The 18,936-nt window shown below is 70.3% G+C and carries 9 protein-coding genes; 7 read left to right on the plus strand and 2 right to left on the minus strand.

All coding sequences use genetic code 11. The features are described from left to right. Positions 1-144: 144 nt before the first annotated feature. From AAIL17_RS10505 to tssA, 7 genes are all read left to right on the plus strand, one after another. Positions 145-846 carry a peptidylprolyl isomerase gene (locus AAIL17_RS10505; protein WP_424682791.1) on the plus strand — a complete coding sequence of 234 codons (702 nt, stop codon included), beginning with the start codon at positions 145-147 and terminating at the stop codon, positions 844-846. Then, entirely contained in the window at positions 846-1,571 is a 726-nt protein-coding gene (gene lpxH / locus AAIL17_RS10510; protein ID WP_424682792.1) for a UDP-2,3-diacylglucosamine diphosphatase, read from the plus strand. The genes AAIL17_RS10505 and lpxH overlap by 1 nt, the downstream gene beginning before the upstream one ends. A gap of 98 nt (positions 1,572-1,669) precedes the next feature. Beyond that, positions 1,670-2,896 carry a patatin-like phospholipase family protein gene (locus AAIL17_RS10515; RefSeq protein WP_424682793.1) on the plus strand — a complete coding sequence of 409 codons (1,227 nt, stop codon included), beginning with the start codon at positions 1,670-1,672 and terminating at the stop codon, positions 2,894-2,896. A gap of 51 nt (positions 2,897-2,947) precedes the next feature. Next, positions 2,948-3,715, plus strand: a complete 768-nt coding sequence (locus AAIL17_RS10520; RefSeq protein ID WP_424682794.1) for an SDR family NAD(P)-dependent oxidoreductase — start codon at positions 2,948-2,950, stop codon at positions 3,713-3,715. Between the two features lie 66 nt (positions 3,716-3,781). After that, positions 3,782-4,345, plus strand: coding sequence for an elongation factor P-like protein YeiP (gene yeiP / locus AAIL17_RS10525; protein WP_424682795.1), 564 nt, complete (start codon positions 3,782-3,784; stop codon positions 4,343-4,345). 102 nt (positions 4,346-4,447) lie between these two features. Next, on the plus strand, positions 4,448-6,544 hold the full coding sequence (locus AAIL17_RS10530) for an FUSC family protein (RefSeq protein WP_424682796.1): 2,097 nt from the start codon (positions 4,448-4,450) through the stop codon (positions 6,542-6,544). A gap of 160 nt (positions 6,545-6,704) precedes the next feature. Continuing rightward, positions 6,705-7,739 carry a type VI secretion system protein TssA gene (gene tssA / locus AAIL17_RS10535; RefSeq protein ID WP_424682800.1) on the plus strand — a complete coding sequence of 345 codons (1,035 nt, stop codon included), beginning with the start codon at positions 6,705-6,707 and terminating at the stop codon, positions 7,737-7,739. Between the two features lie 890 nt (positions 7,740-8,629). Here tssA and AAIL17_RS10540 read toward each other — a convergent pair. After that, positions 8,630-9,748, minus strand: a complete 1,119-nt coding sequence (locus AAIL17_RS10540; protein WP_424682797.1) for a hypothetical protein — start codon at positions 9,746-9,748, stop codon at positions 8,630-8,632. Beyond that, a complete protein-coding gene (locus tag AAIL17_RS10545) occupies positions 9,741-18,908 on the minus strand; it encodes an autotransporter-associated beta strand repeat-containing protein (protein ID WP_424682798.1) in 9,168 nt (3,055 codons plus the stop codon). Before AAIL17_RS10545 ends, AAIL17_RS10540 begins: the two co-directional genes overlap by 8 nt. Positions 18,909-18,936: the final 28 nt, after the last annotated feature.

Below are 18,936 nucleotides of genomic sequence, written 5' to 3' on the forward strand. Positions count from 1 at the left end.
GAGCCACGCTCCGATCCATTCCCCCGCAAGAACCGTCCCCTCACCCCAGCCCTCTCCCCGGAGGGGAGAGGGAGCAAGAGCCGCGCTTCAGCCCATGCAACGCCACCGCGTATCATGCGGACATCCCATACAGGTTCCGCACGCATGTCCCGACTCCTGCTGGCCCTCCTGCTGTTCCTGCCGTTCGGCGTCGCCGCCCAGACCGCGCCGGCGGCCGCGAGCACCAGCCCGACGCCCCCCGCCCCGGGTCCCAAAGTGCTGCTGCACACCAGCGTGGGCGACATCACGCTGGAGCTCTACCCGGACAAGGCGCCCAAGAGCGTGGCCAACTTCCTGCAGTACGTGCACGAGGGTTTCTACGACGGCACGGTGTTCCACCGCGCGATCAACGGCTACCTGGTGCAGGGCGGCCTGTACACGCGTGACCTGCAGCCGCGGCGCACGCACCCGGCGATCGCCAGCGAGGCGGACAACGGCCTGTCCAACCTGCGCGGCACAGTGGCAGTGGCGCGCGGGGCCGATCCCAACTCCGGCACGGCGCAGTTCTTCGTCAACCTGGTCGACAATCGCCGGCTCGACTACGCCGGCAACCAGAGCGGCCTGACCTGGGGCTACGCGGTGTTCGGCAAGGTCGTGCAGGGCATGGACGTGATCGACAAGATCGCCGCCCTGCCCACGCGCGGCCAGGGCCCGTTCGCCGCCGACGTACCCAACCCGCTGCCGGTGATCGAGAGTGCGCGCGTGATCGGCGAGGAGGGCCCCGCCTCCGCCGCCAGCGCCAAGGCACCGGCCAAGGCCAGCAGCGCGGCGAAGCCCGCCAGGCCGGCCGGCAGGAAGGACGGCTGATGGCCAGCCTGTTCATCGCCGACCTGCACCTGGACGACAGCCGCCCGCACATCACCGACCTGTTCGAGCGCTATCTCGGCGGCGACGAAGTGTGCCAGGCCGATGCGCTCTACATCCTCGGCGACCTGGTCGAGGCCTGGATCGGCGACGACGACGACGCCGAGCTGCCGGCACGCATCGCCCGCGCGACGCGCGCCGTGCGCGAGTCCGGCGTGCCGGTCTACTTCATGCCCGGCAACCGCGATTTCCTGCTCGGCCAGGACTATGCCGAGCGCGCCGGCCTGACCCTGCTGGAGGATGGCGTGGTGCACGACCTCTACGGCCGCCCCACCCTGCTGATGCACGGCGACACGCTGTGCACCGACGACGTCGCCTACCAGACGGTGCGCCGCCAGGTGCGCACGCCCGAATGGAAGGCCAATATCATGGCGATGCCGCTGGAAGCGCGCCGCGCCTTCGCCGCCAAGGCGCGCGCCGACAGCCGCGCGCACACCGGCAGCACCATGGAATCGATCATGGACGTCAACGCCGGGGCGGTCGCGCAGGCGATGCGTGGCGCGGGCGTGACGCGGCTGGTCCACGGCCATACGCACCGGCCGGCGATCCACGAATTTTCGCTCGATGGCCAGGACGCACAGCGCATCGTGCTGGGCGATTGGTATGAACAGGGCTCGGCATTGCGCGTGGCGCCGGACGGCATCGAACTGCGCGGCCTTCCGCTCTAGGCCGGACCCGCACGCGTGGTGGTGACGGTGGGGCTGCCCGCCTCGCATGCGATGCTGGATTGGGCAGGCCGCCTTTCACTGCCAGGGAGAAACCCTCCATGCGCAAACGCCGATCGCTACCGCTGGTACTCGCGCTCGTCCTGCTCGCCGGCTGCGTCGGCGCGCCGCGACGTCCGGCACCGCCCAGGCTGATCGACGCGGCGATCCCGGACGGTTTCACGACCAACCCACGCCTGCTCAGCATCGACCGCCAGGGCTTCCTCCAGGAATCACCCCTCCTGCTGCATGACATCCGGCGCGCCGCGGACGGCAGCCTGGACATCCTCGCGCTCTCCGGCGGCGGCGCGGGAGGCGCTTTCGGCGCCGGCGCGCTGGTGGGCCTGGGCCGCGCGCATGCGCGGCCCACCTTCGAGCTGGTCACCGGTGTGAGTGCCGGCGCGCTGATCGCGCCGTTCGCCTTCCTGGGGCCGGACTGGGACGCGCAGTTGAAGGACGCCTTCACCGGCCAGGCCAGCGCCAGCCTGCAGCGCTCCCCGTTGATGAGCGTCGCCAGCCGCCTGCTGTTCCCGCAGGGCTTCGGCCGGCACGATCCGTTGGCGGCGCTGGTCGACCGCTACGTCACCGACGCGATGATAGCGGCCGTGGCCCGCGAGCGGGCCAAGGGCCGCCGGCTGATCGTGGCCACCACCGACCTGGACAAGCAGGAAACCGTGCTGTGGGACATGGGCGCGATCGCCGAGCAGGGCGGCGAAACAGCCCGCAAGCTGTTCCGCGACGTGCTGGTCGCCTCGGCCAGCGTGCCGGGGGTGTTCCCGCCGGTGCTGATTCCGGTGCACGAAGGCGCGCGCCACTACGACGAAATGCACGTCGACGGCGGCGTCACCACCTCGCTGTTCGCCGCGCCGCTGATCGCGCAGATCCTGCCCTCCGACCTCGGGCTGCTGCGCGGCGCGCACCTGTACGTGATCGTCAACGGCCAGTTGGTGGCCGCACCCGCCACCACGCGCCTGAGCACGCCGGCGATCCTGGCGCGCAGCTTCTCGGCGCAGACCACTTACAAGACGCGCGAGACGCTCGCGCTCACGCTGGGTTTCGCCCATCGCTACGGACTCGACCTGCGGATCAGCGAAATTCCCGGCGACTACCCGTTCGGCAGCTTCATCGACTTCCGCCCGCAGCACCTGCGCGCGCTGTTCGACTATGCCGCCGCCTGCGGTGTGCAGGGGCGGCTGTGGATGACGCCGGAACAGTCGCTGCACCGAAACCTGGACTCGCCGCAGCCCTCGCCCGGCGGTCCCGTCGCCTGCCCGGCGCCTGCGCCCTGAGGGCCGCCTCGGCTACCATTGCCGTTTCGCTTCGCACTCGAGGACACACCCATGCAGCTCGACCAGGTCAAGGCCGTCATCACCGGCGGCGCCTCCGGACTCGGCCACGCCGTGGCGCAACATCTGGTGGCGCAGGGCGCGAAGGTCGCGCTGTTCGACGTCAACGAGGAAAAGGGTCAGCAGGCAGCGCAGGCGCTGGGTGAGGCGGCGCGCTTCTACCGTACCGACGTCACCTCCGAGGAGGGCGTGACCGCCAACGTGGCCGCCGCGCGCGAGGCCATGGGCGGGCTCAACGTGGTGATGAACTGCGCCGGCATCCTCGGCTCCGGCCGGGTATTGGGCAAGGAAGGCCCGATGGCGCTGTCGAATTTCGCCAGCACCGTGATGGTGAACCTGGTCGGCAGCTTCAACGTGGCCAAGGCCGGCGCGGCGCTGATGCAGTCCAACGAACCGGGCGAGGACGGCGAGCGCGGCGTGATCGTCAACACCGCCTCGGTGGCCGCCTACGAAGGCCAGATCGGCCAGGCCGCCTACTCCGCCTCCAAGGGCGGCGTGGTGGGCATGACCCTGCCGATGGCGCGCGAGCTGGCCCGCTTCGGCATCCGCGTGGCCACCATCGCGCCGGGCATCTTCTGGACGCCGATGGTCGACGGCATGCCCGAGGCCGTGCAGCAGTCGCTGTCCGCCTCGATCCCCTTCCCCTCGCGGCTGGGCAAGCCGGAGGAGTTCGCGCGGACGGTCGCGTTCATCCTGGGCAACCGCTACATCAACGGCGAGACCATCCGCCTGGATGGCGCGGTGCGTCTGCAGCCGAAGTAAACCTGCCACTTCAGCGGGGCGTCCCTCGCGGCGCTCCGGCCAGTCCAATCCACTGACCGACACCCCATGAAAGCTTCCGACGTCAAGAAAGGCAACGTGGTCGAGCACGACGGCACCGTCTACCAGGTGCGCGACATCGAGCGCAGCGCGCCGACCGCCCGCGGCGGCAACGTGACCTTCCGCTTCACCATGTACTCGATCCCGGGCGGTCGCAAGTTCGACCTCAGCCTGCGCGCCGACGACGACCTGAAGGAAATGGACCTGGTCCGCCGCGCGGCCAACTTTTCCTACATGGACGGCGAAGCGTTCGTGTTCATGGACGCCGAGGACTACACCCAGTACATGCTCGGCCCCGAGCTGGTCGGTGACAACGCCGGCTACATCGTGCAGGACACCGAGGGCTACTACGTGCAACTGATCGACGATGCGCCGGTCGGCCTGCAGGTACCCACCAGCGTGGTGCTGACCGTGGTCGACACCGCACCGGAGCTCAAGGGCGCCAGCGCCACCAAGCGCACCAAGCCGGCCAGGCTCGACACCGGCGTCGAGATCCAGGTGCCCGAGTACATCACCAACGACGAGAAGGTGTGGGTGAACACGTTGACCGGCGAGTTCGCCGGCCGCGCCTGACGGCTGCCGGGCCTACGCCGGAACGTCTTCGCCGCAGGGCTCCTACACGGCGGTTCAACTAGCCTCGTGCAGAATCGCAGGCCCTATCCCAGCGATTCGGCCATGCCCGCCAGCGTCTATTCGCTACGCGCCAACGTGCTGGACAGCCTGACCCGGACCAAGCGTCCGGACGTCCCGCTGCGGGTGGTCGTGCGCAATACCCTGGCCGTGGTGCTGCCGCTGGCGATCGGCATGGCCAGTGGGCATACCGCGGTCGGCCTGGGCGTGGCCGCCGGCGCGCTGGATACGATGTTTTCCGACCAGCCCGGCCCCTACCGCCAGCGCGTGCAGCAGTTGCTGCTGGCCTCGCTTGCCGCGGGGCTGGCCGCGCTCGCCGGCTTCCTGATCGGCGGACAGTTGCCCTCGATGCTGCTGGCCAGCGCGCTGGTCGGCTTCGGCGGCGGCATGCTGGTGGTGTTCGGCACCGACCTGGCGCGGGTGGGCATGACCAGCATGATCCTGCTGGTCGTCACCGCCGCCTCGCCCACCTCGCTCCTGCCCGCCGCGGCGGGCGCCGCGCTGATCTTCGCCGGCGGCCTGCTGATGATGCTGTTCTCGGTCGCCGCCTGGCCGCTGCAGCGCTACCGTCCCGAGCGCCAGGCGCTCGCCGTGGTCTATCGCGGGCTGGCCACGCTGGCCCGCCAGCGCGCGCAGGACGACGAGGATGAACCGGCCCTCAGCGGCGCGATGACCACCCTGCAACAGACCCTGCTGGGGCGCTACCACGCGCGCGGCCGTGCGATGGAAGCCTTCGGCGTGATGCTGGAGCTGGCCGAGCGGATCCGGCTGGAACTCACCGCGCTCGCCGACGGCTCGCCCGCCCATGCCGTGCCGCTGCGCTTCCGTGCCCGCGTTGCCCGCGTGCTCGACCACATCGCCGAGGCGCTGGAGGAAGGTGTCGCACCGCTCGCTGCCGAACGTGCGTTGCAGGCGCTGCGCGCGATCGAGCGTGACGCCGCGGAGGCCAGCGTGCAGCACGCGCTGCACGTGCATGCGCTGGCCGGTCAGCTCGCGGCCGCGGTGCGCAACGCCAACTGGGCCGGCAGCCGCGGCGAGCAGAGGGCCGAGTCCGCCGACCTTGGCCTGCCCGCCTCGCTGCGGCAAAGCTCCGCGCGCGCCATGCTGCTGGCCAATCTCACGCCGCATTCGGTGGCATTCCGTCACGCCGTGCGTTCGGCGGTGGCGCTGAGCCTGGCGCTGGGCCTCTCGCGCGCGCTCGAGTTGCCGCACGGCTACTGGCTGCCGATGACCGTGGCGATCGTGCTGCGCCCGGATTTCGCCGCGACCTTCAATTTCGGCCTGCTGCGCGTGGTCGGCACCGTGCTCGGCCTGCTGCTCACCACGGCGCTGCTGCACGTGATCCCCGACCAGCCCTGGGCGCACCTGGCGCTGATGGGTGTGCTGTGCATGGCGTTCCGCTACCTGGCCACCGCGCACTACGGGATCGCCGTGGCGGCGCTCACCGGCACCGTGGTGGTACTGCTCTCGTTCGAAGGCGTGGATCCGGGCGTGGCGGTGATGGACCGCGTGATCAACACCGCGCTGGGCAGCGGCATGGCGCTGCTGGCCTACGTGCTGTGGCCGACCTGGGAACGCGGCCGCGCGCGTGCCGCCCTGGCCGACATGCTCGACGCCTACGCCGACTACCTGCGCGCGCTCGGGCGCCCGCAGCGGCGCGCCGCCCAGCACGAGACGCGCACCGCCGCGCGCACCGCTCGCACCAATGCACTGGCTTCGCTCGAACGCATGCGCGCCGAGCCGGCCACGCCGGCCGCGCTGCTCGACCTGGCGCAGGCACTGTTTTCCAACGGCAACCGGCTCGCGCGCACGGCTATGAGCATGGAGGCGCTGCTGCAGCACCATGCGAGCCTGCCCGAACAGACCGAGGTGAGCGCCTTCATCGATCATGCCGCCACCGCGCTGCACGGCATCGCCGGCGCCCTGCGGGAGCAGCGCACGGTGGTGGAACTGCCCGACCTTCGCCTGCTCCAGCGAAGCCTCGGGGCGCTGCTGGCGATGTCCGAGAACCATGCCGCGGCCGATCAGGTCGGCCGGCTCACCGACCGCCTGGTCGACAACGTCAACACGCTCGCCCACGTGGTGGGCCGCTGCCCGCAGGAACCCGCCGCGGCAGCCACCGGACGGCACGTGCATCCGTAGCCGATATTGGTTTTTTTTGACGGCGCGGCATTTTCGAAGGCCCGTATTGCGCAATCGCCGAATGGATTTATCCATGCCATTTTTGGGCACGCGTTTCCGGCAGATTGATGCCATCCCTGTTGTATTATCCGATGCGATTCCACAGGGGGATTTCGGACTCATGACGCGCTTCGATCCGGCTGCTTTTCTCGACCCGCTGGAGGGCGATGCGCCCACCGGTAGCGACCTGGAATACGACCCCGATTTCCTCGCCCTGGAACGCGCCGCCGCGCCGCGCGCGGAACGGGCCATTGGCGATGCCGTGAAGGCCGCCGAGGAGCCCGACTGGGACGAGGTCACTTCGCTCGCCACCGGCCTGCTCGAACGCTCACGCGACCTGCGCGTAGCGACGCACCTGGCCACGGCCTGGATGCGTACCGGCGGGATGTCCGGCTGGGCGGCCGGCCTGGGCCTGATCCGCGGACTGCTGGAAAACCATTGGGATGGCGTGCATCCGCAACTCGATGCGGAAGACGACGACGACCCGACCGCACGCGTGAATGCGGTGGCGACCATCGCCAATCCCTTGGGCCTGCTCGGCTATTTCCGCAGCACGCCATTCGTGCAGTCGCCGCGGCTCGGACGCTTTTCGCTGCGCGATCTGCGTATTGCCAACGGCACGTTGAAAACCGACGCCGGCGACGAGGCCCTGCCGAGCATGACGGAGATCGAGGCGTGCTGCCTGGATTGCCCCGAAGAGCAGCTCACCGAAACGCTCGAAGCGGCCACGCGCATCCTCGACAATGCCAAGGCCATCGACCAGGTGTTCAACGAGCGCATCGGTACCGCCGGCCCGGACCTGAGGCCGTTGCTGAGCGACGGCTACGAGCTGAAGAAGTTCGTCGAATCGCAGGTGCAGCGGCGCAATCCCGATGCCGTCGAAGGCATGGACGGTGAAGCCGACGGCGCCGATGGCGCGGTCGCGCCCGGGGCGCGCGCCAGCGTGCCCGGTCGCATCGAGACCCCGCAGGACGTGATGCGCCGCATCGACGAGATCTGCGACTACTACGCCCGCAGCGAACCCTCCAGCCCGGTGCCCTTGCTGTTGCGCCGCGCGCAGCGCCTGGTCGGCAAGAACTTCCTCGACCTGCTCAAGGACCTCGCCCCTGGCGGCGTCAGCGAGATGGAAGTGATCTCAGGCCCGAGCGAGGAATAACAGTCTCCTGCTCCCTCTCCCCTCCGGGGAGAGGACTGGGGTGAGGGGCCGGGGCTCGCGGGGAGGTCTGCGGGGGCGTGTTGCTCGTGTGTCGCTCTTGCGGAGCGCCTCCGCGACTTGGCTCGCCTGCCGCGGGCTTCCGATCGCCTGACGGCGCTCGGGTCACTTTTCTTTGCTGGCCCAAAGAAAAGTAACCAAAAGAAACGGCCCACTCAGCCCGGTGAGGGATAAGAGCTAGGTGCCGTCTCGCCTTGATGGGTACGCACCTGCTCTTAGAGGAGCTGCCGCCGCTTTACCCTCGGGCGCTCGGGAGTTGAGGCGAGGGAGGCGTGCATGCATGGCGTTTGACGGTGTCGGCACTGGCCGCCTTTTTTCGTTGCGCGGGCGTCGTGTCCGCGGCGGTGATGACTGCGGTTGAGGGACCGGTGGGCTGAAGCCCACCCCGCGAGCGTACCGTTGCACCGTAGGGTGGGCTTCAGCCCACCAGCAAGTGATCGGCTATCCCACGCAAACCGTCGATTGAAGTGACGCTCGCCACTGCGGCGAATCACACACAGCGAATGATCCTCCCTTGCCTCAGCTCCCGAGCGCCCGCGGTATAGCGGCGGCAGCTCCTCTAAGAGCAAGAGACCCACCCGGCAAGGCGCAAGGGCACCTAGCTCTTATCTCACCCCGGGCTGAGCAGGCCGTTTCTTTTGGTTACTTTTCTTTGGGCCAGCAAAGAAAAGTGACCCGAGCGCCGACAGGCGATCGGAAGCCCGCCGCAGGCGAGCCAAGTCGCGGAAGCGCACCGCAAGAGCGACACACGAGCAACACGCCCCCGCAGACCTCCCCGCGAGCCCCGGCCCCTCACCCCAGTCCTCTCCCCGGAGGGGAGAGGGAGCAGAGCGTCAATGCACGCCCTTGCACATGGGCGAGCCGGAGCGCACGAACAGCTGGCGCACCGCCGGATCCCAGCTCAGCGACAGGCCGCCGGGAAGCCCCACAGTGGCATTGGCGTCCGCGCTCTGCTCGAACGGGCCGGCCGAGGCGCTCGCGCCGTCGGCGTAGGTGACAGTGGCGGAAATGCGGTAGGCAACCGGGTCGGTGCAGGCCGAGGTATCGATGGCCTGCGCGACGGTGGCGCCGTAGCCCTCCAGCGGCGGCAAGGTGCCCTTGCCCAGCGCCACGTCGCGCGGATCGTTGCGGCCACACACCGCATCGAGCACGTAACCCACGGTGAATTTCGGTGCCGGCACCATCTGCACCGCGACGACCGCTTCCGGCTGCGCGCTGCAGCCGACCAGGAACGCCTTGTGCTGAGGTCGCACGTGGAACACGTAACTGCCCGGCTTGAGCGCAGCGGTACCCGGCCACTCGAACTCGATGCGCGTTGGCAGCACGTTGGTGATGCGTGGCTGCGAAGGCAGCGGCGCACCGTTGGCGTCGGTGGCGGTGAGCTGCGGATCGGGACATTGCGGGTCGGTCAACTCGCTGCCCACCAGCGCCAGCGCCACCGGCCTGGCGCCGGCGCGCAGCGCGAACAGCGGCGCGTGGTCGGCGGTCTCCAGCCGATCGATGGTCGCCTGCATCGGTTTGCCTTCGGCCGGCGCCTGCGCCAGCCGGCGCACCGAAAGTGCCAGTGCCTGCGCCATCGCCGCCGACTCGCCCGCGCGGCAGGCGCCGGCGGCGTCGGCGAAGTCGCTGGCCAGCTGGGCCGCCGCGTGGGCGCGCAGCACCCGGCCGCGGTCGCTGTCGCCCAACGCCGTCAATGGCTGGGCGCTGCGGTCGGCGAGCGTCGCGCGCAGATCCTGCGCCATGGCCTGCAACTGCTGCGCCACAACCGCGGTGTCGGCGCGCCCGGCCAGTCGCTGGCGCGCGGCATCGAGCTGGTCGGCGGCGCTGCCGGGCGTCAGTCGCGGCGGCAACTGCGCGCCGGCCGGCAGGCTCAGGGCGAGCAGCAGCCCGAGCGCGGCGAATGCCTGCAATGAGCGTCCGGCCGCGCGTCGGCGCGGCGGGGCCTTACTCATCGCACTCCTCCATTTCCGGATCGCAGGCCTGCTGGTCCGGCGGCAGCAGGATGCCGGAGGGCACGATGCCGAACGAGCGGTAGTTGGCCGAGATCACGCTGGGGTCGATGTAGACGTCGGTGTGGTTGTTGGCGTTCTGCGCGCGGCTGGTGAACAGCGAGGTCGGCACGTTGACGCTCGAGCCGCCGGTCAGCGGCAGCACGCCGCCGTTGCCGTTGACCGCGTAGAAGTACGCCGGCGGCATGCCCACCAGGGCGACTGCCTGCGGGTCAGTGCCGGTCACGTAGATCGGCGCGTCCGAGGTGCCGATGCGGCCGGTGGACGCGAATGTGCCCGCACCGTCGTACAGCCAGGTCTTGCCGACCTGCAGCAGGTCGCCGCCGGTCACCGCGAGGTAGAGCGGCGAGGTGCCCGCGTCGACCGTGTAGGCGCTGCCGCCGACCGAGGCCAGCGTGAGCGTCTGCGCATTGGTCAGGCTGAAGCCCGCGTGCGAGGAGAAGCCGCCGAGGGTGCCGATGTAGTTGGCCAGCGGACTGGTCGCGGTGCCGAGGCTGGTGAAGCCGCCGGCCTGGCCGGAGAGCGTGTCGGCGACGATGCTGCCGCCCTGCCCTTCGGTGATCGCGCCGGAGGAAGTGAGCGTGGTGGCCTTGCCGCTGACCTTGCCGTTGATCAGCAGGTCGCCGCGGGTGGTGGCCAGGCTTACGCTGCTGCCGCCGTCGAGCGGACCGGTCACGGTCAGTGACGGGCCGTTGCTCAGCGCGAAGCCCGCCGCGGTGAACGCGCCCAGCGTGTCGATGCGGTTGGCGCCGGTGAGCGACGCCGCGCCCGTGGCATGGCCGGTCAGGGTATGCGCAGTGAGGCTGCCGGCGCTGCCCTCGCTGATCGCGCCGTTTACCGCGAGTGTGGTGGTGTCGCCGCTGAGCGAGCCGGCGATGGTGAGGTTGCCGCCGGTCGTGAGCGTGGTGCTGCCGCCACCGTCGACCGCGCCATTCACGGTCAGCGCGCGCGTGCTGGTGAGCGTGAGGCCGCCCGCGCTGAAATTGCCCAGCGCGCCGATCGCGTTGGCCTGGTCCAGCGTGGTGCTGCCGGTGGAATGGCCGCTCAGGCTGTCGGCGGTGATCAGGCCGCCGGCGGTCTGGCTGATGCGGCCGCCCGACTGCAGGGTGACTGCGCCGCCGTGCAGCGTGCGGCCAAGGGCCAGGTCGCCGGCCGAGTCCAGCGCGATGGTGTTGCCGGCGAGCGCAGTGTTGACCGACAGCGTGCCGGCCGTGGTGGCGAGGGCGATGTCGCCGCCACTGGCGGTCAGCGGTCCGTTCACCGCCAGCGCCTTGCCGTTGCTCAGCGCGAAGTCGCGGGCGCTGAACGCACCCAGCGTATCGATGCGGTTGTCGCCATCCAGCGCCACGTCGCCGCCGGCGTGGCCAGCCAGGGTGCCGGCCGTGATGCGGCCGTGGCTACCCTGGTCGATCGCGCCGGCGATGTTCAGCGTGGTCGTGGTGCCGGCCAGCGAACCGTTCACGGTCAGGCCGCCCGCGGTGGTGGTGAGCGTGGTGCTGGCGCCGCCATTGACCGTGCCGCTGATGGTGAGCGCCTTGCCGTTAGTGAAGCTCAGCCCCGCGGCATCCAGATTGCCCAGGCTGGTAATCGAGTTGTTGCCGGTGAGGCTCGCGCTGCCGCCGGCATGCCCGGTGAGCGTGCCGGCGATGACGCGTCCGCCGCCGGTTTCGCTCAGCGTCCCGGTCGCGTTGAGGCGGGTGCTGGTGCCCTTGACCGTGCCGGCCAGCACGAGGTTGCCGGTGACGTCCAGCGTGGTGCTGGCGCCGCCGTCGACCGTGCCGGCCACGCGCAGGTTCTGTGCGTCGTGCAGGCTCAGGCCCGCCGCCTGGAAGTTGCCGAGCGTGCCGATCATGTTGGCGCCGCTGAGGGTCGCTGCGCCGGTGGCCTGGCCGGTGAGGGTGTCGGCGACGATCTTGCCGCTGGCGCCCTCGCTGATCGTGCCGTTGGCCGAGAGCGAGGTGGCGTCGCCCTGCAGCGTGCCATTGATGCGCAGATTGCCGCCGGCATTGATCGTCGTGCTGGCGCCACCATCGACCGTGCCGTTGACCGTCAGCGCCCGGTTGCTGGTGAGGCTGAAGCCGCTGGCGGTGAAGTTGCCCAGCGCCGTGATGGCATTGTTCTGGTTCAGCACGGTGCTGCCGGCGGACTGGCCGCTCAGCGTGCCGGCGGTGATCAGGCCGCCGGCGGTCTGGCTGATCGAACCGGCCGACTCGAGGCTGACGGTATTGCCCTGGATGGCCTGGCCGAGCACCAGGTCCGCCGCCGAATCCAGCGCCACGGTGCCGCCGCTGAGCGCCGAGTTCACGGTGAGCGCACCGCTGGTGGTGGTGAGCGCGATGTCGCCCGTGCCGACGTCCAGGCTGCCGTTGAGGGCCAGCGCCTGGGCGTTGGTCAGCGCGAAGCCGGCGGCGGTGAAGTTGCCCAGCGTGCCGACGTGGTTGGCGCCGGTCAGGGTGACGTTGCCAGTCGCCTGGCCGCTCAGCGTGCCGGTGGTGAGGTTGCCGCCGGCACCTTCGGTGATCGCGCCATCCACGGCGAGCGTGGTGGCCGAGGCGCTGAGCGTATCGTTGATGGCCAGGGCGCCGCCGACGGTCAGCGCGGCCGTGCCGGTCACCGTGACCGGCCCGGCCAGGGTCAGGCCGTCGGCGTTGGTGAGCGACAGGTTGGCCGCGCTGAAGCTGCCCAGGTTGTCGACGTGGTTGGCGCCGGCCAGGCTGGCGTCGCCGACGGCGCTGCCGCTGAGCGTGCCGGCCGTGATCGAGCCGCCCGTCTGCATGATGCCCGCGCCGGACTGCAGGCTGACCTGCCCGCTGCCCGCGTCGATGCTGCCGCCGGACTGGCTGATGCCCAGGCCCTGCAGGGCGATGCTGCCGCCGCTGATGTTGCCGGCGACGGTCAGCAGGCCATTGCTGCTGGTGATGTCCACGCCGGTGCTGCCGCCGGCAACGGGCCCGGCAACGGTCAGGTTGCCGTCGTTGAGCAGGGTGAAGCCGTCGGCGCTGAAGCCGTCGAGCTGGCCGATCGCGTTGACCTGGTCGAGCACGACGGGGCCGGCGGCGCTGCCGGTCAGGTGGGCAGCGGTGAGCGTGCCGGCGGATTGCGTGACGCCGCCCCAGGCGCTGGCAAGCGTCAGGGTGTCCGTCGCGGTGACGGCATCGCCCAGGCTCAGGCCATCGCGTCCACTCAGCGAGACGTTGGCGCCGCTGAGCGCACCCACCGTACTGAGTACGCCGCCATTGGCGGCCAGCACCAGGTCGGCGGTGCCGGTGTCGATGGCGCCACCCGGGAGGTACAGCGCACCGTCGGCGACCAGGCTGACGCCGGTGTCGGCCTGGTTGGTGAGCACGGCTATCATCAGGTCGCCGGTATCGTGCACGGCGATGCCCGCACCGGTGAGGCTGACGGCGCCGGTGAAATGGTTGTTCGTGTTGGTGAGCGTGATCGCGCCGACGCCGGCATCGAGGACGCTGGTGCCTTGCACGGCCAGCGCGCCGGTCTGGGTGATGGCGCCACCCTGGCTGGTGGCGATCAGGTCGCCGCCGATGATGCCGCTGCCCAGGCCCAGGCTGCCGGTGCTGGTCGCCGTTAGGGCGCCGGTGTCCAGCGTGCCCAGCGCCAACGCATTGGTGTCGGTGATGACGGTGTCGCCACCGGTCAGGTTCACCGTGTTCTGGAAGTCGTTGAGCAAGCCCAGCGTGATCAGGCCACTGCCCGCGTCGATCGTGCTGATGCCTGTGACGGTGAAAGCGCCGGCCTGCGTGATGTCGCCGCCGTTGCTGTCTAGATCCAGCGTTCCGGTAATGGTGCTGGCGCCCAGCACCAGGTCGCCGTGGCTGGTGACCGAGAGCGCGCCGGTGGTGAGCGCCCCCAGGGTCAACGCGTTCATGTCGGCGATGGCGACGGAGCTGCCGTTCAAGCCCACCGTGTTTCCGAAGTCGTTGTTGCCGTCGGTCAGCATGATCGCGCCGCCGCCGGCGTCGATGGAGCTGGTGCCGGTGACGGTCAGCCCGCCGCTGGCCTGGCTGATGGTCCCGCCGTTGCTGCTCGCGGTCAGCACGCCATTGACCGAGCCCTGCCCCAGCACCAGGTTGCCGTGGCTGGTGACGGTGAGGTTGCCGGTGTCCTGCGCCGCCAGGGTCAACTGGTTGGCGTCGTTGATGGTGGTGTCGCCACCGGTCAACGTGACGTCGCCCTGGAAATCGTTGGTGCCCGCGGCCAGACCGATGGTGCCGGTGCCTGCGCCCACCGTCGTGGCGCCCGCGGCCACCAGTGTGCCGCCGGTTTGCGTGATGGCCGCATCGCTGCTGGTGAGGTCCAGCGTGCCGCTGGCGGTGACGTTGTTGCTGAGGATCAGGCCGCCGTCGCCACGCAGCGACACGTTGTGGCCGCTCAGGTCGGCGCCGGTGGTGAAGCTGCCGCCGGCGCCCAGGGTCAGGTCGCCGTTGCCGGTATCGATCGCACCCAGCGCGGCCAGGTCCAGCGTACCGCCGGCGACCAGGCTCACCGAGCCGTCGGTACCGGCATCCAGCGCGGCCATGTGCAGGTCGCCCACCGTCTGCAGCGAGACCCCGGCGCCCTGGGCGCTGACCAGGCCGGTGAAGTCGTTGCCGCTGTCGGCCAGCACCAGCGCGCCGCTGCCGGCCTGCAGGGTCACTGCACCGGCTCCCGCAGCCTGGGTGATGCCGCCCGACTGGGTGATGCCGTTGCCGGCCAGCGACAAGGCGCCGGTACCCAGCGTGGACGCCCCCATCAGCAGGGCGTGGCTGCCGTTGTCCAGCGCCACGTCGTAGGCGCCGCTGTTGAGCAGGCGCACGGCGCCCTGGAAATCGTTGCCCGCGGCATTCAGAGTGATCGCATTGGCGCCCGCGTCAATGGTGCTGGTGCCGGTCACGGTGAGGCCGCCGGACTGGGTGATCGCACCGTCGTTGCTGGTGGCCTTGAGATTCCCGGCCACGCTGCCGCTGCCCAGGGCGAGCGAGCCGTGGCTGATTGCGGTGAGGCCACCCGTGGCGAGCGTGCCGAGGACCAGGCCGTTGCTGTCGGTGATCGCAGTGGTGCCACCGGTCAGATCGACGGTGCCGGCGAAGTCGTTGCCGACGTTGGTCAGGGAAATGAGGTTGCTGCCCGCGTCGAAGCCGGCGTTGCCGCCGACCAGGAACGCGCCGCCCTGGGTGATGTCGCCACCGGTGGTGGTCACCGACAGGTTGCCACCCACCGCCAGCGCGCCAGCGCTGAAGCTCTGGCTGCTGGTAGTCAGGCTCGCCAGACGGCCATTCGCACCGCCGCCCACGGCGCCACCGAAACCGATGCTGCCGTTGTTGGCAATCACCGTCAGCGCGCGGGCCGTCGCGTCGACGTTGTCCACGGTGCCGGCGAAATCCACCGAACCGCTGCTGCTGGTGAGCGTGACGTCGCTGCCGAGGAACACCTTGCCGTAGCTCTGGCTGCCGCCCGTGGTGACGTCGCCGCCCAGGGTGAGCGAGCCGGTGCCGGCCTGCGCCAGGCCACCCGTGCCGCTGACCGCGCCGGTCAGGGTGAGATTGGTGCCGGCGTCGGTCTGCAGGGTGCCGCCAGCCGTGCCCAGCGCCAGCGTGCGGTCCAGCGTCAGCGAGGCGGTGTTTTCCAGCGTGCCGCCGTCGAGCGTCAACGTGCCGGTGGTTGCACCCAGGTTGGCGTCGCTGGAAATCGAGAGCGTGCCACCGCTGATCGTGGTGCCGCCGCCGTAGGTGTTGGTGCCGGTCAGGGTTTGGTTGCCGGCAGCCAGGATGAGGCCGCCGCTGCCGCCGATGATGCCGCCGAAGGAGCCCGAGGCATTGCTCAGCGTCAGCATGTTCCCGCCCAGGGTGACGGTGCCGGCGCCGTCGAGGCTGGCGATGGTCGCGCCCGCGGTGGTGCCGGAAATGTCGAACGTGCCGTCGGCGATGACGCCACTGGAGGCAGCCAGGCTGCCGGCACCGGACAACGCCAGCGTGCCGGCGGTGATGTCGGTGGCACCGGTGTAGGTATTGATGCCGGAGAGCGTCAGCTTGCTGCTTCCGGTCTTGGCGAGGTTGCCAGTGCCGCTGATCACGCCGGACAGGCCGAGATCGGCGTCGGTCTGCAGCGTGCCGTCGCCCAGCAGGGCGATGTCGCGCGCGCTGGTGAACGCACCGGAGGTGGCGAGCGTGCCGCCGTCGAAGACGAGATCGCCGACCGCGCCGCCGAGGTTGGCGTCGCTCGATACCGTCAGCACGCCTCCCTCGAGCGTGGTGTTGCCGGTGTAGGTATTGATGCCGCCGAGCGTCTGGTTGCCGCCGGCCAGGGTGAGTCCGCCGGTGCCGCCGATCACGCCGTCGAAGCTGCCCGCTGCGTTGCTCAGCGTCAGCGTCCTGCTGCCCAGGGTGACGGTGCCGCTGCCGTCCAGGCTGGCGATGGTCGCGCCGGCCGTGGCGCCCGAGATATCGAAGGTACCGTCGGCCGTCACGCCGCTGGAAGCGGCCACGCTGCCCGCGCCGGAAAGCTTCAGCGTGCCTGCGCTGATGCTGGTGGCCCCGCTGTACGTATTGACGCCCGACAGCGTCTGGCTGCCGCCGGCGAGTGTGAGCCCGCCGGTGCCGCCGATCACGCCGCCGAAACTGCCCGCGGCGTTGCTCAGCGTCAGCGTCCTGCTGCCCAGGGTGACCGTACCGCTGCCTCCCAGGCTGGCGATGGACGCGCCCGAGGTGGTACCGGAAATGTCGAACGTGCCGTCGGCGGTCACACCGCTGGAAGCGGCCACGCTGCCCGCGCCCGACAAAGCCAGCGTACCGGCGGCGATGTCGGTGGCACCGGTGTAGGTGTCGACGCCCGAGAGCGTCAGCGTGCTGCTGCCGGTCTTGGTGAGGTCGCCGCCGCCGCTGATCACGCCCGACAGGGTGAGGTTGGCGCCGGTCTGCAACGTACCGTCGCCCTGCAGCGTGATCGCGCGCGCGCTGGTGAAGGCAGCGGTGTTGTTGAGCGTGCCGCCGTTGAAGGTCAAACCGCCGGTGGTCGCGCCCAGGTTGGCGTCGCTGGACACCTTCAGCGTGCCGGCGCTGATCGTGGTGCCGCCGCCATAGGTGTTGGTACCGCTCAACGTGAGCGTGCCGGCGCCGGCCTTGGTCAGGCGCCCGCTTCCGCTGATGGTTCCGGACAGGGTAAGCGCGGCGCCCGCCTGCACGGTGCCGTTGCCCTGCATGACGATGTCGCGGGCGCTGCTGAAGGCCGCGCTGGTCGCGAGCGTGCCGCCGCTGAAGATCAGCCCGCCGGTGGACTTGCCGAGGTTGGCGTCGTCGGACACCGTCAGCACGCCGCCGCCGAGCGTGGTGCCGCCGCTGTAGGTGTTGGTGCCGCTGAGCGTCTGCGTACCGCCGGCCAGGATCAGGCTGCCGCCGGCGCCCTTGATGACGCCGCTGAACACGCCGCCGGCGGCGTTGCTCAACGTCAGCGCGTTCCCTCCCAGGTTGACCAGCCCGTTGCCGTCCAGGCCACCGATGCTGGCACCGCTGCTCAAACCCGAGATATCGAGCGTGCCGCTGACGCTGTGCACGGTGCCGGCCACGGTGAGGCCGCCCGAGCCACCCACCTTCAACAGGTCGGTGAGGTTGACCTGGCCACCGGCGATGGCCGGGGCCGCACCGATCGCCGTGGAGGCGTTCAGCACCAACCCGGCGGTGCCGGTGGTGGTGATCGTGGCATCGATGTTGATGTCCTTGAGGGCGGTCAGCGTGAGCGTGTTGGCGCCCCAGGTGAGGTCGCTCTCGACCAGGATGTTGCCGAAGCCGGCGCTCGCGCCGTCGGTCGACTGGATAGTGAGGTTGCCGCTGCCGAGCGCGGTCTGCACGGCGGTAGCGGTCATGTCGCCGCCCGCGCCAATGGTGAAGTCCATCGGATCGATCAGCCAGGTGCCGTTGCGGCCCTTCGGCGCGAGCGTGCTGACGCGCGCGGCGTCGTCGATCCGCACGTGTTCGGCCGAGGTCTCCACGAAGCCGCCATCGCCGCCCTGGACGCCGCCGCGGGCGCTGAACCGGCCGGCGACCTGCGTATCGTGGTCGCTCCACACCACGATCGAGCCGCCCTTGCCCGACTGCGTGGCGTCGGCGTTCAAGCGGGCATCGGCGCCGACCGTGCTGGTGGAGGCGTGCAGCAGACCTTCCCCACCCTGCGCGCCGCCGCCGATGCGGATGCGGCCGCCACCTTGCGTGCCGGAGGCATCGATATCGCCGGTCACGACCACGTTGCGGTCGGACAGCAGTTGCACGCTGCCGCCATGAGTGCCGCTCACGTCGATGCTGCCGCTGTCCGTCGCGTCGCCGCCGCGGGCGACCAGCCGCACCACGCCGCCGTCGTGGCTGATCGCGCCGGCGTCGATCACGCCGGAGTTGTTGACCAGGTTGGTGAACAGGTCGCGCGCGGCGGAGGCCTCGAGCACCACCGTGCCGCCGTCGGCCTGCAGCGTGCCGGCGTTGCTGACCGCGGCCTTGGCGTCGAGGCGATGCTTCAGCTCGCCGGTGATCTGGACGTTGATCAGTCCGTTGCCGTCGAAGTCCAGCACCGCATGGTCGGCGCCGTCGAGGTTGATGCGGCCGTAATTGGCCAGGATCACGCCATCGTTCTGCACGCTGCCGCCGATCAGGCTGACCGAGCCGCCGCTGGCCGCGGCGATGGTGCCGTGGTTGACGACGCCGGCGCCGCCGCCGACCGCGTTGAGGTTGAAGTGGTTGGAAAGGAAATCGGTGGGCGTCAGGTCCAGCGTGCTGGCGACCAGCCCGCCCACGTTCACCTGCGCGGTGGCGCCGAAGATGATGCCGTGGGTGTTGATCAGGAACACCTGACCGTTGGAGCTGATCTGGCCGAAGATCTGGCTGGGGTTCTGGTCGAGGATGCGGTTGAGCGCCACCGCCGAGGTGCCCGGCTGGTTGAAGCGCACCGTCGCGTCCTGGCCCAGGTTGAAGCTCTGCCAGTCCAGCGCGAGCTTCTGCGATGCCTGGTTGATCACCACGCTGGCGCCGTCCTGCACGATGCTGCCGCTGCCGCCGACGATGCTGCCGCCGGTCGGCGTGGTGCTGCGTCCCACGCTGCCGGCCTGTGCCGGTGGGGTGGGCAAGGCACCGCACAACAAAAGCAACAAGACC

Origin of the sequence: Frateuria sp. YIM B11624 (assembly GCF_049727805.1) — a bacterium.
In the GTDB taxonomy this organism is placed as follows: Bacteria; Pseudomonadota; Gammaproteobacteria; order Xanthomonadales; family Rhodanobacteraceae; genus Frateuria_A.

Excerpts from the sequence above, each read along its gene's own strand:
- tssA (WP_424682800.1), top strand. The coding sequence starts at position 6,705 with ATGACGCGCTTCGATCCGGCTGCTTTTCTCGACCCGCTGGAGGGCGAT.
- AAIL17_RS10515 (WP_424682793.1), top strand. The coding sequence starts at position 1,670 with ATGCGCAAACGCCGATCGCTACCGCTGGTACTCGCGCTCGTCCTGCTC.
- yeiP (WP_424682795.1), top strand. The coding sequence starts at position 3,782 with ATGAAAGCTTCCGACGTCAAGAAAGGCAACGTGGTCGAGCACGACGGC.
- AAIL17_RS10530 (WP_424682796.1), top strand. The coding sequence starts at position 4,448 with ATGCCCGCCAGCGTCTATTCGCTACGCGCCAACGTGCTGGACAGCCTG.
- AAIL17_RS10540 (WP_424682797.1), bottom strand. The coding sequence starts at position 9,748 with ATGAGTAAGGCCCCGCCGCGCCGACGCGCGGCCGGACGCTCATTGCAG.
- AAIL17_RS10505 (WP_424682791.1), top strand. The coding sequence starts at position 145 with ATGTCCCGACTCCTGCTGGCCCTCCTGCTGTTCCTGCCGTTCGGCGTC.
- lpxH (WP_424682792.1), top strand. The coding sequence starts at position 846 with ATGGCCAGCCTGTTCATCGCCGACCTGCACCTGGACGACAGCCGCCCG.
- AAIL17_RS10520 (WP_424682794.1), top strand. The coding sequence starts at position 2,948 with ATGCAGCTCGACCAGGTCAAGGCCGTCATCACCGGCGGCGCCTCCGGA.